The sequence below is a fragment of the Acidovorax sp. GW460-11-11-14-LB4 genome (assembly GCF_059423685.1).
The window spans coordinates 17,076-33,226 of the sequence record NZ_JBWKYJ010000035.1; the positions used below are offsets into that span (position 1 = coordinate 17,076).

General features: G+C 67.5%; 11 protein-coding genes and 1 pseudogene. 7 read left to right on the forward strand and 5 right to left on the reverse strand.

Annotated features, from left to right (window positions below; genetic code table 11):
* Positions 1-42 precede the first annotated feature (42 nt).
* The 4 genes and pseudogenes from AC07X4_RS13880 (at position 43) to AC07X4_RS13895 (ending at position 3,960) form a co-directional block, all read left to right on the forward strand.
* On the forward strand, positions 43-1,224 hold the full coding sequence (locus tag AC07X4_RS13880; RefSeq protein ID WP_494740386.1) for a zinc-binding metallopeptidase family protein: 1,182 nt from the start codon (positions 43-45) through the stop codon (positions 1,222-1,224).
* Between the two features lie 92 nt (positions 1,225-1,316).
* The gene (locus AC07X4_RS13885) at positions 1,317-2,849 is read left to right on the forward strand and encodes a circularly permuted type 2 ATP-grasp protein (protein ID WP_494740387.1); all 1,533 of its coding nucleotides are present in this window, start codon (positions 1,317-1,319) and stop codon (positions 2,847-2,849) included.
* 2 nt (positions 2,850-2,851) lie between these two features.
* Positions 2,852-2,911, forward strand: a pseudogene (locus tag AC07X4_RS13890) (alpha-E domain-containing protein); the annotation flags it as partial.
* Between the two features lie 89 nt (positions 2,912-3,000).
* The gene (locus tag AC07X4_RS13895; RefSeq protein WP_494740388.1) at positions 3,001-3,960 is read left to right on the forward strand and encodes an alpha-E domain-containing protein; all 960 of its coding nucleotides are present in this window, start codon (positions 3,001-3,003) and stop codon (positions 3,958-3,960) included.
* On the opposite strand, the gene AC07X4_RS13900 is transcribed toward AC07X4_RS13895, so the two are convergent.
* The 3 genes from AC07X4_RS13900 to AC07X4_RS13910 form a co-directional block, all read right to left on the reverse strand.
* Positions 3,926-4,906 (reverse strand): transglutaminase family protein, encoded by a 981-nt coding sequence (locus AC07X4_RS13900; RefSeq protein WP_494740389.1) that lies wholly within the window; start codon positions 4,904-4,906, stop codon positions 3,926-3,928. The genes AC07X4_RS13895 and AC07X4_RS13900 overlap by 35 nt on opposite strands.
* A gap of 2 nt (positions 4,907-4,908) precedes the next feature.
* The gene (locus tag AC07X4_RS13905; protein ID WP_494740390.1) at positions 4,909-7,554 is read right to left on the reverse strand and encodes a circularly permuted type 2 ATP-grasp protein; all 2,646 of its coding nucleotides are present in this window, start codon (positions 7,552-7,554) and stop codon (positions 4,909-4,911) included.
* A 159-nt stretch (positions 7,555-7,713) separates the two neighbouring features.
* Positions 7,714-11,211, reverse strand: a complete 3,498-nt coding sequence (locus tag AC07X4_RS13910) for a transglutaminase family protein (protein WP_494740391.1) — start codon at positions 11,209-11,211, stop codon at positions 7,714-7,716.
* A gap of 161 nt (positions 11,212-11,372) precedes the next feature.
* On the opposite strand from AC07X4_RS13910, the gene AC07X4_RS13915 reads away from it, so the two are divergent.
* On the forward strand, positions 11,373-12,095 hold the full coding sequence (locus tag AC07X4_RS13915) for an alpha/beta fold hydrolase (RefSeq protein WP_494740392.1): 723 nt from the start codon (positions 11,373-11,375) through the stop codon (positions 12,093-12,095).
* A 70-nt stretch (positions 12,096-12,165) separates the two neighbouring features.
* Here AC07X4_RS13915 and panC read toward each other — a convergent pair whose 3' ends face one another.
* Together panC and panB are read right to left on the reverse strand one after the other, a co-directional pair.
* A complete protein-coding gene (gene panC / locus AC07X4_RS13920) occupies positions 12,166-13,005 on the reverse strand; it encodes a pantoate--beta-alanine ligase (protein WP_494740393.1) in 840 nt (279 codons plus the stop codon).
* 36 nt (positions 13,006-13,041) lie between these two features.
* On the reverse strand, positions 13,042-13,923 hold the full coding sequence (gene panB / locus AC07X4_RS13925; protein WP_494740394.1) for a 3-methyl-2-oxobutanoate hydroxymethyltransferase: 882 nt from the start codon (positions 13,921-13,923) through the stop codon (positions 13,042-13,044).
* Positions 13,924-14,101: 178 nt separating this feature from the next.
* Here panB and nadC point away from each other — a divergent pair, with 178 nt between their 5' ends.
* Both nadC and nadA read left to right on the forward strand, forming a co-directional pair.
* Positions 14,102-14,950, forward strand: a complete 849-nt coding sequence (nadC, locus tag AC07X4_RS13930; protein ID WP_436074647.1) for a carboxylating nicotinate-nucleotide diphosphorylase — start codon at positions 14,102-14,104, stop codon at positions 14,948-14,950.
* Complete coding sequence (gene nadA / locus AC07X4_RS13935; protein WP_494740395.1) at positions 14,947-16,077, forward strand: quinolinate synthase NadA; 1,131 nt, start codon at positions 14,947-14,949, stop codon at positions 16,075-16,077. The genes nadC and nadA overlap by 4 nt, the downstream gene beginning before the upstream one ends.
* Positions 16,078-16,151 lie beyond the last annotated feature (74 nt).

Consider the following 16,151-nt stretch of genomic DNA (forward strand, 5'->3'; position numbering starts at 1 on the left):
TCCTCCTCACTGCTCCGGTCCACGGGGTATAAGCTCCACACCATGCGGGTATTCAATTGCGACCATTGCGGTCATCTGGTGTTTTTCGATAGCGTGCAGTGCCTGCATTGCGGCAGTGCGCTGGCCTTCTTGCCCGATGTGCTGACCATGGCTGCCCTGGCCCCTGCACCGCAGGACGGTGCCGACCTGTGGCGCCGCCAAGGGGGGCAGGGCAGTGCCCACTACAGCGGGCGCCTTTACCGCATGTGCCGCAACCACACGGACCACCAAGCCTGCAACTTCGCGATACCCGCCAACGACTTTGCGGAGCTGTGTGTTTCGTGCCGCCAGACCCGGGTGATGCCCGACCTGTCCGAGCCCGCCAACATGGGGCGCTGGATGCAGATCGAAGCGGCCAAGCGGCGGCTGTTCTACAGCCTGGCCCGTCTGGGCCTGGAGCCGGCGCCCGGGCGTACCGGTCCAGTGTTCGAGTTTTTGGCCGAGGTGCCGGGCGGACCGCCCGTGCTGACGGGCCACCACAGTGGGACCATCACGCTCAACGTGGCTGAGGCGGACGACGACGAACGCGCGCGCCGCCGCATCGCGCTGGGTGAGCCCTACCGCACTCTGATCGGTCACCTGCGCCATGAGTCCGGCCACTTCTATTGGGACCAGCTGGTGCGCGACGGCGGGCGGCTGGACGACTTCAGACAGATGTTTGGTGACGAGCGCCGGGACTACGCAGCGGCGCTGGAGGCGCACTACGCCAAGGGCAACGAGGGCAGTGACTGGGCCAACCACCATGTGAGTGCCTATGCCGCAGCCCACCCCTGGGAAGACTGGGCTGAAACCTGGGCCCATTACCTGCACATGATCGACCTGCTGGAAACCTCGGCCAGCTATGCCACCGAGGTCACCATTCCCGGTATCTATGGCGCGCAGCGCAGCAGCGCCATCGATCCCTTTGCCAGCCCGGCGCCCGACTTTCAGTCCATGGTGCAACACTTGGTGCCGCTGACGCTGCTGCTCAACAGCCTTACGCGCAGCCTGGGTCAACCTGATGCCTACCCGTTCGCGCTGGCGGGTGAGGTGCTGGCCAAGCTGCGCTTTGTGCACGACATGGTGCGTGCAGCGGCCGCGCGTCCTGCCCCTGTGGCCACCATGGCACCCATGCCGCCACCCTCGCCGGCTGCGAATCAAGGTATCAAAAAGAATAGCAAAACAGCCAATAAAGACCGGCGCTAGAGAGCGATTCGGCCGAAATATTGACGGTGGCTGTCGGCCGGGCATGAAAACGGCCTGGAACTTGCTTGAGGGCTTGCAGGAGATTGGCTCTCATGCAGAAGTTCGACGAGATGGTTACCCGGCTGCCCCTGGCCGGTCTGGGCGGTGCGGCAGGCTGGGCGGGCAGTGATGTACGGCCCCACTATGCGCGGTTTGCCCAGTGGCTGGCGCGCCAGAGTGCCGAATCCATGCAGGCGCGGCGCGCGGAGGCCGAGGTCATCTTCCGGCGCGTGGGCATCACCTTCGCCGTCTACGGCGCCAAGGACGAGGACGGCGCGGGCACCGAGCGGCTCATCCCCTTCGACCTGATCCCCCGCATCATTCCGCAGCAGGAATGGGCGCACATGCAGCGGGGCCTGGTGCAGCGGGTCACGGCGCTCAATCGCTTCATTCACGACGTGTACCACGGCCAGGACATCCTGCGCGCAGGCATCGTGCCTGCCGAGCAGATCCTGCGCAACGCCCAGTTCCGGCCGGAGATGGTCGGCGTTCATGTGCCGCTCGATATCTACTCCCACATCAGCGGCATCGACATCGTGCGGGCACCGGATGCGGCAGGCGAGGGCGTGTACTACGTGCTGGAAGACAACCTGCGCGTGCCCAGCGGCGTGAGCTACATGCTCGAAGACCGCAAGATGATGATGCGGCTGTTCCCCGAACTGTTCGCTCAGCACCAGGTGGCACCGGTGGCGCATTACCCGGACTTGCTGCTGGACACCCTGCGCGCCAGCGCCCCGGCCGGCGCGGCCGACCCGACCGTGGTGGTGCTGACCCCCGGCATGTACAACAGCGCCTATTTCGAGCACGCCTTCCTCGCGCAGCAGATGGGCGTGGAGCTGGTCGAGGGGCAAGACCTCGTGGTCAAGGACCAGTTTGTGTACATGCGCACCACGCGCGGGCTGCAGCGGGTGGACGTGATTTACCGCCGGGTGGATGACGACTTCCTCGATCCCGATGTCTTCCGCCCCACCTCCACCCTGGGTTGTGCGGGGCTCATGTCCGCCTACCGGGCCGGCAATGTCGCCATCTGCAACGCCGTGGGCACAGGCGTGGCGGACGACAAGTCCATCTACCCCTATGTGCCGGACATGATCCGCTTCTACCTCGGTGAGGAGCCCATCCTGCAGAACGTGCCCACCTGGATGTGCCGCAAGCCGGACGACCTGCGGTACGTGCTGGACCACCTGCATGAACTGGTGGTGAAGGAGGTGCATGGCGCGGGCGGCTACGGCATGCTGATTGGCCCCGCGGCCACCCGGGCCGAGATCGAGGCCTTCCGCGCCGCAGTCATCGCCAAGCCCGACGGCTACATCGCCCAGCCCACGCTGAGCCTCTCCAGCTGCCCCACTTATGTGGACAGCGGCATTGCGCCCCGCCACATCGACCTGCGGCCCTTTGTGCTCAGCGGCCAGAAGGTGCAGATGGTGGCGGGCGGCCTCACGCGCGTGGCGCTCAAGGAGGGGTCGCTGGTGGTCAATTCGTCGCAGGGCGGGGGCACCAAGGACACCTGGGTGCTGGGCGATCAGCCCGCTGCAGCACACATACCGTCATCACCAATGCAAACACAACGCCAAGGGAGGGAATGACCATGCTGAGCCGTACCGCCGATCATTTGTTCTGGATGGCCCGTTACACCGAACGGGCAGAAAAGCCCTGCGCAGCGGGGCTTTCGAAAAAATACCGCAAGCGTGTGCAACACGCTCGGGGTTCTCTGCCCTCGTCCAAGAAGGAGATCACATGCTGAGCCGCACCGCCGATCATTTGTTCTGGATGGCCCGGTACACCGAAAGGGCAGAGAACACCGCACGCATGCTCGACGTCAACTACCAGAGTGCGTTGCTACCCCAATCGACCGAGGTGGCCACCCTGGGCTGGCAGGGCTTGCTGTCCATCAGCGAGCTGCTGCCTGCCTACATCGCCCAGCATGGCGAGGTGACGCCCGCCAAGGTGCTCGACTTCATGGTCAAGGACCCGTCTAACCCGTCGTCCATCGTGGCCTGCCTGCAGGCTGCGCGCGAGAACGCGCGGGCCGTGCGCGGTGCGCTCAACACCGAGGCCTGGGAGATCCAGAACCAGACCTGGCTCGAAGTGAACCGCCTGATCGCCAGCGGTGCACTGGAGCAGGACCCGGCGCGATTCTTCGAATGGGTGAAGTTCCGCTCGCACCTCTCGCGGGGTGTGACGGTGGGCACCCTGCTGCAGGACGAGGCGCTGCATTTCATGCGCCTGGGCACCTTTCTGGAGCGGGCCGACAACACGGCGCGGCTGCTGGATGTGAAGTTTCACGCGGTGCAGAGCGACTTCATGGGCGCGGCCACGGCGCAGGACCAAGACTACGACTTCTACCACTGGAGCGCCATCTTGCTCAGCGTGTCGGGCTTCGAGACCTACCGCAAGGTGTACCGCGACGTGATCACGCCCGAACGTGTGGCCGAGCTGCTGATCCTGCGGGCCGACATGCCCCGCTCACTGCACGCTTGCATGAAAGAGGTGCTAGGCAACCTCGACATGCTGGGCAGCGGCCAGTCGGCCGAGACCCAGCGGCACGCGGGGCGGCTGCTGGCACACCTCAAGTTCGCACGCATCGATGAAATCCTCACCCATGGACTGCACGCCTACCTCACCCAGTTCCTGGAGCGGGTGAACGACCTGGGCGCGCGGATCAGCCGGGACTTCCTGGTGCCTGCGGCGGTGTGAGGGGTGTATCTGGCGCGTCTGGCGCAGCGGCCATAGCGGCCGTAGCGGCGGGCACCGGCTCCACCGTCACGCCCACCTGCAGCACATGGTGGTCGCCGCCATGGATCACGCCGCGCAGCGGCGACACATCCGAAAAATCGCGGCCGATGGCCAGGGTCACATAGTCCTCGCCCGCCGCGCGGTCGTTGGTGGGGTCCAGGTCAAACCAGGTGTTGTCGTCTGATGCGCCATCACTTTCGTCGGCTGCCGGTGACCACACCGATACCCAGGCGTGCGATGCATCGGCCCCCACCAGCCGGGGTTGCCCGGGCGGGGGCTCGGTCAGCAGGTAGCCGCTCACATACCGCGCCGCCAGGCCCAGGCTGCGCAGGCAGCCGATCATCACGTGGGCAAAGTCCTGGCACACGCCCCGGCGCAGCCGCAGCGATTCGAGCGCGGGCGTGCCCGCGTCGGTGGCGTTGGATGTGTAGGCAAAGTCGGCATGGATGCGCGACATCAGGTGGCGGGCGGCCTGCATCAGCGGGCGGCCGGGTGCAAAGCTCTCGGCGGCATAGGCCACAAAGTCGGCATGCCGGGGAATGTAGGGCGAGGCAAAGCTGAACTCAGTGGCCGCGTGGTAGGGCTGGCCGCGCCGATAACCCAGTCGCTCGCGCACGGCCTCCCAGGGCTCGCCAGGCGGTGCGGCAGGCACGGGCAGGGTCTCCAGCAGGCTTTCGGCGCGCACCCGCAGTTGCTCGTGGGTGAACGGCAGGCTGAAGAACGCGCGGGTGTTGCCAAACACGTCCTGCACCAGGTTGCACTGTGTTGGGGCGGGGTCCACCTGCAGGCTGTGGGTCAGCACGCGCTGCACCACACCGGTGCGCGGGCGCAGATGGGCCATGTGCTGGGCGTTTTGCACCGCCGGGCTGTAGTGGTACACCGTTTCGTGGATGACGCGCAGCTTCATGGTCAAGCTCCTACGCTGTGCCGAAGTGCATCCGCCGAATGCGTGAAGTAGCGCGTGGCCAGCACATCCGACAAGCCCATCACGCCCCGCACACACCGGCCCAGATAATCCTCCAGCGCTGCATGGCGCCCCTCGGCATCCTGTGCGCACAGGGCCACCAGCGACAGGTCGGACGCCTCAGGGATGCCCGTGGCGGCGGATTCGCCGGGCGTGCCCGCGGCCGCTTCGATCTTGGCAATGCGCCCGCGCAGCGTCTGCGCGACCCAGGCCAGCGAGCGGGGGTTGTCGCGGTCGATCACCAGCAGGTCCAGCAGGGCGGGCATGTCGCGCCGCTGCTGGTACTGCGCGTGGAAGGTGATGGTGCTGTCAAACAGCGCCACCATGGCCTCGAAGCCGCCTTCATCGTGCACGGCGCCGGTCTGCAGGCCGCTTTCCAGCGCCGAGGCTAGAAAGCCCAGGCGCTCCAGGTGACGCCCGATGGACAGCAGGCGCCAGCCGTCGTCGCGGGTCATGCGGTCGGTCTGCTGGCCCGTCATGGCGGCGGTGTGGCCGCTCAGCCCTTCCAGCTGGCGCAGCGCGTCCAGCGGCGAATAGTCGCCGTCGTCTTCGGCCCCTGTGCGGGGCGCAAAAAACTCCGCCTCGGCGCGCACGATGAGGTTCCAGTGTTCCTGCGACAAACGGTCGCGCACGGCCGAGGCTGCACCCAGGATGCCGCGCAGGTTGTAGCCCACGCTGGTCACCTGCGCGGGCTGCGTCAGCCCGGCGATCAGCGAGCGCTCGAACACGCGCCGTGCCTGCCCGGCCGCAGGCACGGTCGGCAGCACCAGCCCCTGGCTCACGCCCATGGCGCTCAGCCAGGTCAGCAGCGGCTGCGAGGTCTGGTCCTCCCCATTGAGGCATTGCAGCGTGATGCGCGCCAGGCGCGTGACGTTCTCGGTGCGTTCGGTGTAGCGGCCCAGCCAGAACAGGTTTTCGGCCGCGCGGCTGGTCACCTGGCGGCTGCGGTGCACCACGGCGGGCGCGGCCTGGTTGTGGGCCAGCAGCGTGGTGGTGTCCACGGGGCCATCGGTCTGCACCCATACATCGGCGCTGCTGCCGCCGCGCTGCATCGATGTAATGCCGCTGTCGCCCTGGGCCAGGCGGGCCAGCCCGCCCGGCAGCACGCGCCACGAGCCGGGGCCGTCGCACACCGCAAATACGCGCAGCATCACCGAGCGGGGGGCGATGGGGCCACCGTCCTGGCTCGCACCCTCAGCGGCGTCACTGCGCCAGGTGGGCATTTGCGACAGCGGCAGGTGAGCCTGCACGGTGTATTCGTCGCCCTGGGCCTCGATGCGTGCGGACCACTGCGCCAGGTCTTGCGCCGACAGCGCACCGCCCAGCACGGGCACGCGCTGCGCCATGGGCCAGGTGGGGCGGATCACGCTGTGCGCGAGCTGCGGCAGCACCGCCTGCATGGCCGAGCGCTCGCCACACCACCAGGTGGGCAGCGACGGCAGGGCCAGCTCTTCGCCCAGCAGGTGGCGCGACAGCGCGGGCATGAAGCCCAGCAGCGCCGACGATTCCAGGAACGCCGAGCCCGGCGCATTGGCCACCAGCACATTGCCCGCGCGGATGGCCTGCAGCAGGCCTGGCACGCCCAGGCGCGAGTCGCTGCGCAGCTCCAGTGGGTCCAGAAACTCGTCGTCCAGGCGCTTCAAGATGCCGTGCACCGGCTGCAGGCCATGCAGCGTCTTGAGGTACAGGCGCGCATCGCGCACCGTGAGGTCGTTGCCCTCCACCAGCGTCAGACCCAGGTAGCGCGCCAGGTACGCGTGCTCAAAGTAGGTCTCGTTGTACGGGCCGGGCGTGAGCAGCACGATGCGCGCATCCGCCCCCGCCGGGCTCATCTGCCGCAGCCCGTCGAGCAGCGCACGGTAGGTGGCGGCCAGGCGCTGCACATGCATCTGGCTGAACGCCTCGGGGAACAGGCGCGAGATGAGCAGCCGGTTCTCCAGCAAATACCCCAGGCCTGAGGGCGCCTGCGTGCGCTGCGTCACCACCCACCAGTCGCCCTGCGCGTCGCGCGCTATGTCGAACGCCGCGATGTGCAAATGGGTGCCGCCCACGGGCTGCACGCCATGCATGGCGCGCAGGTAGCCCGGGTGGCCCTGCACCAGCGCGCTGGGCAGCAGACCTTTGCGCAGCAGCTCCTGCGGGCCATACACGTCGGCCATTACGCGGTTGAGCAGGCGTGCGCGTTGCAGCACGCCGCGCTCGATGTGTGCCCAGTCGCCCTGCGAAAGGATCAGCGGGAACAGGTCCACCGACCAGGGCCGCTGCGGGCCGTCGGCGTCGGCGTACACGTTGTAGGTGATGCCGTTGTCGCGCACCTGGCGCTGCAGGCTCTGCATGCGCCGATCCAGGTCCTGGAAGCCCTCGGGCCCCAATTGATCAAAGAATTGGGCCCAGGCGCTAGTGATATCTGGCTTGTTTGCTATTGATTTGGAAGTGCCTGATGCAGTGGCAGCACCGGGGGCGTCCGCCACGCTGGCACCCCGCAGCTCGTCAAAATGCCCGGCCGCCGCAGCAGGCGCCAGTGCAGCCGCTAACTGGGCTGCGCTGTCGGAAGGGTCGGGGGTGGGGAGGCTGTCGTTGAGGTGGTTCACTGCGCTCGATTTTCGGGCATTTGGTCGACAACACTCTGCGGGTAACCCGCACCGTCGAAACTGGCGGGGCCGATGCCAGAGACGCCAAGCAAGGGCCGCCCCGCAGCAAGGGCGTCGTCCCCCTGGGGGGAAGGCGCGTAGCGACTCAGGGGAGCCTCTCTACCTCCGCATTTTTCGCCGCAGATCCAGTGTGAACGGAAACTCCCGGCTGCCCGGCAGTTCAATGGTCGCAGGCGGCACCGCCAGCCGCCCCGGCGTGTGGCCCATGCGCGAGAAGCGCGCCAGGCGTCGGCTTTCGGCCTCGTACGCGTTGACCGGGAAGGTGTCGTAATTGCGCCCACCCGGGTGCGCCACGTGGTACTGGCAGCCGCCGAGCGAGCGGTTCATCCAGGTGTCCACGATGTCGAACGTGAGCGGCGCATGGGCGCCAATGGTGGGGTGCAGGGCCGAGGGCGGGTTCCAGGCCTTGTAGCGCACACCGGCCACAAACTCGCCGGTGGTGCCGGTACTTTGCAGCGGCAGCGGCTGGCCGTTGACGGTGACCACATGGCGGCTTTCGTTCATGCCCGTCACGCGCACCTCGATGCGCTCCAGCGACGAATCCACATAGCGTACGGTGCCCCCGGCGGAGCCTTCCTCGCCCATCACATGCCAGGGCTCCAGCGCATTGCGCAAGGTCAGCTCCACGCCCATCGACTTCACGGTGCCGACCATCGGGAAGCGGAACTCGAACTGCGGTGCAAACCAGGCCGCGTCAAACGCGTAGCCTGCGGCGTTCATCTCGGCCACCACGTCGTGCATGTCCTGCTGGATGAAGGTGGGCAGCATCCAGCGGTCGTGCAGCTCGGTGCCCCAGCGGGCGGCGGACGCGCGGTAGGGCGCCTTCCAGAAGCGGGCGATCAGGGCGCGCAGCAGCAGCTGTTGCACCACGCTCATGTGGGCATGGGGCGGCATCTCGAACGCGCGCAACTCCAGCAGGCCCAGCCGGCCGGTGCTGCTGTCGGGCGAGAACATCTTGTCGATGGAAAACTCGCTGCGGTGCGTGTTGCCCGTCACGTCCACCAGGATGTTGCGCAGCGTGCGGTCCACCAGCCAGGGCGGCATGTCCTGGCCATAGGTTGCGCGGTTGGTTTCGATCTCGCGCAGTGCAATCTCCAGCTCGTACAGCTGGTCGTTGCGCGCCTCGTCCACGCGCGGCGACTGGCTGGTGGGGCCGATGAACAGGCCGCTGAACAGGTAGCTCAGGCTGGGGTGGTTGTGCCAGTACAGCAGCAGGCTGGCCAGCAACTCGGGCTTGCGCAAGAACGGCGAGTCGGCCGGTGTGGCGCCGCCCATCACAAAGTGGTTGCCGCCACCGGTGCCGGTGTGGCGGCCATCGGTCATGAACTTCTCGGCCGACAGGCGCGTCTCCCACGCGGCCTGGTACAGAAACTCGGTGTGCTGCACCAGCTCCTTCCAATGGCTGGCGGGGTGGATGTTCACTTCGATCACGCCCGGGTCGGGCGTGACTGCCAGCACCTTCAGGCGTGCGTCGCGCGGGGGCGGGTAGCCTTCGAGCACGATCTTCATGCCCAGCTCTTCGGCCGTGGCTTCGATGGCGGCCAGCAGGTCCAGGTAGTCATCCAGGCGCGCCAGCGGGGGCATGAAGACGTACAAAACGCCGTATTTCTCGCCCACCTTCTCGGCCTTGGGGCCGCTGGCTCGGCGCGGATCGCGCACCTCCACGCACAGCGCCGTGCGCGACAGGCCTGCGGCCGACTGGAACTTGCCCGGGGGCTGCGTAGCTGCCTGCGGGTCGGGCTGACCGGACAGGCGCGCGTTATCACCACCCGAAGTGCTCTGCGTTACGCGCCGTGCCTCGCCAGGGGCGGTGGCGCCTGCCAGGTAGGGCAGGTCGCGGTCGCCAGTGACCGGGCCTGCTGGCACGGAATACCGCGCCCGCAGAGTGGTGGCAGCGGCCAGCGGGCTTTGGGGTGCGGTCGGGTCTTGCGGGATCAGGTGCTCGGTGTCCGATGCCTTCACCCAGGGCAGGGCGTCCAGCGGCAGGCGGTAGCCCATGGGCGAATCGCCGGGGATGAGCAGCATGCGGTCGTCGCGGAAGAACCACGGCCCCGTGCTCCATACGCTGCCCGCCAGCGTGCCTGCGCCTTCGCCTGCCTGCAGTGGCAGCACATAGCCCACAACGCTGTCGAGTTTTTGCTCGAACACGCGGCGCAGGCGTGCGCGCTCCAGCTCATCGTCCAGACGCGCGTCAAACGGGTCCACGTTGACCGGCAGGCGCCGCTCGCGCCACAGGTAGTAGAAGGTGTCCTCATAACCGGGCTGGATGTAGCGGTCCGTCACGCCCAGCTTGCGCGTGAGGTGGCGCACAAAACGCTCGGCGTCGGCGCTGGTGTAGTGCGAGGGGTTGCGCTCGTCGGCAAACAGCGCGGGGTTCTGCCACGCGGGCTGGCCGTCGGCGCGCCAGCAGATCGACAGTGCCCAGCGCGGCAGCTGCTCGCCCGGATACCACTTGCCCTGGCCAAAGTGCAGGAAGCCGCCCTGGCCGTATTCGGCGCGCAGCTTGTGCGTGAGTTCGGTGGCAAAGCCGCGTTTGGTGGGGCCCAGCGCGTCGGTGTTCCACTCGGGCGCGTCGCGGTCGCCCACGGCCACAAAGGTGGGCTCGCCGCCCATCGTCAGCCGCACGTCGCCCGCCACCAGGTCGGCGTCCACCTGCTCGCCCAGCGCCAGCACAGCCTGCCACTGGTCTTCGGTGTAGGGCTTGGTCACGCGGGGCGATTCGTAGATGCGCGTCACGCGCATTTCATGGCTGAACTCCACCTCGGCCTTGTCCACGCCGCCTTCAATCGGCGCGGCGCCCGAGGGCTGGGGTGTGCAAGCGAGCGGGATATGGCCCTCGCCCGCCATCAGGCCGCTGGTGGCATCCAGGCCGATCCAGCCCGCGCCGGGCAGGTAGACCTCGCACCAGGCGTGCAGGTCGGTGAAGTCGTGGTCGGTGCCGCTGGGGCCATCGAGCGCCTTCACATCGGGGGTGAGCTGGATCAGGTAGCCCGACACAAACCGCGCCGCCAGCCCCAGGTGGCGCAGCAGCTGCACCAGCAGCCAGCCCGAGTCGCGGCACGAGCCGCTGGCCTTTTGCAGCGTCTCCTCGGGCGTCTGCACGCCGGGCTCCAGGCGGATCAGGTAGCGGATGTCCTGCGATACCTGCTGGTTGAGCTTGACCAGGAAATCGATGGTGCGCTGCTTGCTGCGGTCCACCTTGTCCAGATAGGCCTGCACCAGCGGTGTCATCGGGTCGGTGGCCAGGTAGGGCGCCAGCTCCTGCTGCACATCGCTGCTGTACTTGAACGGGATGTTCTCGGCCTCGGGCTCCAGGAAGAAGTCGAAGGGGTTGTACACCGCCATCTCCACCACCAGGTCCACCGTGACCTTGAACTCGCGCGTCTTCTCGGGGAAGACCAGCCGCGCCTGGTAGTTGGCAAACGGGTCCTGCTGCCAGTTGATGAAGTGCTGCGCAGGCTCGACCTTGAGCGAATACGAAATGACGTTACTGCGGCAGTGGGGCGCGGGCCGTAATCGGATGGTCTGCGGCCCGAGGCCTACCAGCCGGTCGTATTGGTAATGCGTGACGTGGTGGAGCGCGGCGTGGATAGGCATATGCAGGCCATGCTAGCAAGTCCCGAGCCATCGCGGGCAACTATTCCAGGGGCGGTGACAAGCCGTCATCGGCTGTTCACAATGTGCGGTCCGTGCCCCGCTGCTGGGGCTGTCTCTCTTTAGCTTATCGCGCACCAACTTGGTGATGCCCTGATTCACCCATGTCCCATTCCCCCCAACTACTGCTCCTGCCGGGCCTGGCCGCCGATGAACGCATGTGGCGCGGCGTGCTGCCGCTGCTGCCCGCCGCGCTGCGCCCCGAGGTCGCCACCGCCCACCAGGATGTGAACCTGCACCGCATCGAAGACTTTGCCGCACGCCTGCTGGCGCAGCACGCAGGGCCGCTGGTGCTGGCGGGTGCGTCGATGGGCGGCATGATCGCCATGGAGGCCGCGCGCCAGGCGCCGCAGCGTGTGGCAGGGCTGGCGCTGCTGGGTACCACCGCGCGGCCCGAGACGCCCGACATGCGTGCCCTGCGCGAAGGCGCCATCGAGCTGTTTGAACAGGGCCGCATGCGCGAGGTCATCGAGCCCAACGTGGCCCTGGCCTTCCACCCCGTGAACGCCGCCAAGGCGGACCTGGTGCAGGCCTACCTGGACTTTGTGCTGGATGCGGGCCCCGACCACCTGGTGCGTCAGAACCGCGCCGTGATCCATCGGCCCGATGCGCGGGTGCATCTGCCGCAGGTGGCCTGCCCCGTGCTGGTGGTGTGTGGTGCGGCCGACCAGCTCACGCCGCCCGAATGTTCTGCGGAGATCGTGGCGCTGATGCCCAGCGCCGAACACCACCTGCTGCCCGACAGCGGCCACATGCTGACCATGGAGCAGCCCGAGGTGGTGACCCGCTTGCTGGTGCAGTGGCTGGCCCGCAACGGGTGGATTTGAATGGATTGAAGAGTTTTTGGCTGCAAGCGCTAGTGGAAAATGCCTGAGCAGCTATGAAAATAGTAGCTAATCAGAACTCCAGGTTGTCAATCAGCCGCGTGCTGCCCAGCCGCGCTGCACCCAGCGCCACCAGCGTGCCTGCGGCATCGTCGGCCGTGGCGGGCAGCAGGTCGGCCCGGCGGCGCACCGTGAGGTAGTCGGGCGCCCAGCCCCGTGCGCGCAGCGCGTCTTGCGCCTGGGCCTCCAGCGCGCTGCGGTCGCTGGCGTCCAGCCACTGCTGCGCCAGCCGCTTCAGGGCCTGCGACAGGGCTACGGCCTCTTGCCGTTCTTCCAGGCCCAGGTAGCCATTGCGCGAGCTCAACGCCAGCCCGTCGGCCGCGCGGCAGGTTTCGCCCGCCACGATGTCAATGGGCAGCGCAAACTGCCGCACCATGTGGCGGATCACCATGAGCTGCTGGTAGTCCTTCTTGCCAAACACGGCCGTGCCGCCGGTCTGGCCCAGCACGCAGGCAAACAACTTCATCACCACCGTGCTCACGCCCACAAAAAAACCGGGGCGGAAATGCCCTTCCAGCATGTCGGCCAGCACCGGGTCGGGGTGCACCTTGAAGGTCTGGGGCTCGGGGTACAGGTCTGTCTCGCGCGGGGCAAACAGCACATCGCAACCGGCGGTCTGGAGCTGCGCGCAGTCGGCCTCCCAGGTGCGCGGGTAGCTGTCAAAGTCCTCGTGCGGGAGAAACTGTAGGCGGTTCACAAAGATGCTGGCCACGGTCACATCGCCCAGGGGCTTGGCCTGGCGCACGAGGGCGATGTGCCCATCGTGCAGGTTGCCCATGGTGGGCACAAAGGCGGGACGGCGGTAGGGGGCCAGGGCCTGGCGCAGGTCGGCAATGGAGCGGGCAATCAGCATGGGGTCGGAGGGGTCAGAAGGAGAGAGGAAAAGGGCTCACCAGGCGTGCACAGCGTTGTCCGGGAAACGCCCTTGCTTCACGGCCTGCACATACGCCTCCAGGGCGCCGCGCACGCTGCCCGCGTCCTGCATGAAGTTGTGCACGAACTTCGGCATCTTCCCGAGGTTCATGCCCAGCATGTCGTGCAACACCAGCACCTGGCCGGCCGTGCCGTTGCCCGCGCCGATGCCGATGGTGTGGCAGTGCGGCAGCTCGGCCGTGATGTCTGCGGCCAGCGCTGCGGGCACCATCTCCAGCACCAGCATGGCGGCGCCTGCGTCCTGCAGTTCATGCGCTTCTTTGCGTAGGGTGCGGGCGGCGTCGTCGGTCTTGCCCTGCACGCGGTAGCCGCCCAGCGCGTGCACCGTCTGCGGCGTCAGGCCCAGGTGGGCGCACACCGGCACGCCACGCTGCACCAGGAATTCCACGGTCGGAGCCGTCCAGCCACCACCTTCGAGCTTGACCATGTGCGCGCCCGCCTGCATCAGCACGCAGGCGCTGCGCAGCGCCTGCTCTCGGCTCTCGGCGTAGGTGCCATAGGGCAGGTCGGCCACCAGCCAGGCCGTGCCCTGCACGCGATGCAGGCCGCGCGCCACGCTGGCCGTGTGGTAGGCCATGGTGTCCAGCGTCACTCCCACCGTGCTGGGCAGGCCCTGGCACACCATGCCCAGCGAGTCGCCCACCAGAATGCACTCCACCCCCGCCGCATCGGCCACGGCCGCAAAGGTGGCGTCGTAGGCGGTGAGCATGGTGATCTTGTTGCCCGCCGCGCGCATTTGCGCCAGGCGCGGCAGGCTCACGGGCTTGCGCTGGGGCAGGGGCGATGCGGGCGGCAGCGTGCCGTAGGGCGTGGCGGAAACAGGGCTGGTGGCGGTCATGTAGCGCGGTGGAGCCAAAAAATTGCCGCGAGTCTATGCGACCAATACTGGGTGTACTTATTGGTTTCCAGCGCGGGCCCCAGGGGTCAGCGCTGGCACAGTGGCCTTTGCGTTCCCGGTATGCTCGCGGCCCATGACAGCTGCGACATATTCCGCACATTCCCCCGCAAAGACCCCCATGAGCGATACCGAAGTGAAGGCCCTGGCCCAGGCCGATGTGGCCCGCGCCCTGGCCGAAGACGTGGGCACCGGCGACCTCACCGCCGGCCTGATCGACCCCGCCCGCCGCGCCCGCGCGCGCATCCTGGCGCGCGAAGCCGCCGTCATCTGCGGCGCCCCCTGGGCCGAAGCCGCGCTGCGCGCCCTCGACCCCACGGTGCAGATCACCTGGCAGGTAGCCGAGGGTCAGCGCTGTGCCCCCGATCAGGTGGTGCTGGAGCTTGAAGGCAATGCCCGCGCGCTGCTCAGCGCCGAGCGCACGGCGCTCAACTTCCTGCAACTGCTGTCGGCTGTGGCCACCAAGACCCGCACCTATGTGGATGTGGTGGCTGGCACCCGCGCCCACATCGTGGACACGCGCAAGACCATTCCCGGCCTGCGCCTGGCGCAGAAATATGCCGTGCGCGTGGGCGGCGGCACCAACCATCGCATTGGCCTGCACGATGCGGTGCTGATCAAAGAGAACCACATCGCTGCTGCGGGAGGCGTGACCGCCGTGCTGCGCGCGGCCGAGCGGGTGGCGTCTCAGGCAAAGTTCATCGAGATCGAAGTGGAAACCCTGGAGCAGCTGACCGAAGCGCTCAATGCGGGCGCCAAGATGGTGCTGCTGGACAACATGCCCCTGACCATGCTGCGCGAGGCCGTGCGCATCAATGCAGGCCGGGCGATTCTGGAGATCTCGGGCGGCGTCACGCTCGATGGCCTGCGCGCACTGGCCGAGACCGGCGTGGACCGCATCTCCATCGGCACGCTGACCAAGGACGTGAAGGCCACGGACTTTTCCATGCGCCTGCAGGAGCTGTCATGACCACCGCTGTACTGAACCGCATCGACGTGGAGTACGAGCAGCCGCTCGATGCCGAGGAAGGCGCCGTCTGCTCCACCAAACACGCCTGGGCGCGTGTGCCGCCTGAACCTTCGCAGGCTGAGCGTGTCGCGCTCAAGGACAAGATCCGGCGCCTGCTCAAGGAAAAGAATGCGGTCATGGTGTCGCACTACTACGTGCACCCGGACCTGCAGGACCTGGCCGAGGAAACCGGCGGCCTGGTGAGCGACTCGCTGGAGATGGCCCGCTTTGGCCGCGACCACGCGGCGCAGACCCTGGTGGTGAGCGGCGTGCGGTTCATGGGCGAGACGGCCAAGATCCTGAGCCCGGAAAAGACCGTGCTCATGCCCGATCTGGACGCCACCTGCTCGCTGGACCTGGGCTGCCCCATCGACGAATTCAGCGCGTTCTGCGACCAGCACCCCGACCGCACTGTGGTCGTCTACGCCAACACCAGCGCGGCCGTTAAGGCGCGCGCGGACTGGCTCGTCACATCGAGCTGCGCGCTCGACATCGTGAGCGCCCTCAAGGCCGCAGGCCAGAAGATCCTGTGGGCGCCCGACCGCCACCTGGGCGCCTACATCCAGCGTGAGACGGGCGCCGACATGGTGTTCTGGAACGGTGCCTGCATCGTGCATGACGAGTTCAAGGCGCTGGAGCTGGAGCTGCTCAAGCAGCAGCACCCGCATGCCAAGGTGCTGGTCCACCCCGAGAGCCCCGCCGACGTGGTGGCCCTGGCCGACGCCGTGGGCTCCACCAGCGCCATCCTCAAGGCCGCGCGCGAGATGGACTCCACCGAGTTCATCGTGGCCACCGACAACGGCATGATGCACAAGCTGCGCACGCTCAACCCCGGCAAGATGTTTTACGAAGCCCCCACGGCGGGCAACAGCGCCACTTGCAAAAGCTGCGCGCACTGCCCTTGGATGGCGATGAACGGCCTGGCCGATGTGGCCCGCGTGCTGGAGACCGGTGCGAACGCTGTGCACGTGGACCCTGCACTGATTCCGCGTGCGCGCCAGCCGATTGACCGCATGCTGGCCTTCACGGCGGCGCTCAAGAACGGTCAGCCCACCGGCGCACTGTTGCCCCACCTGGGCGCTGCCTGAGTGCGCACGACGTGTTGATGTTTGCTCATGTTTTGATAGCTACAGGCGAATGATCCACTAGCGCCTCCGCCTGC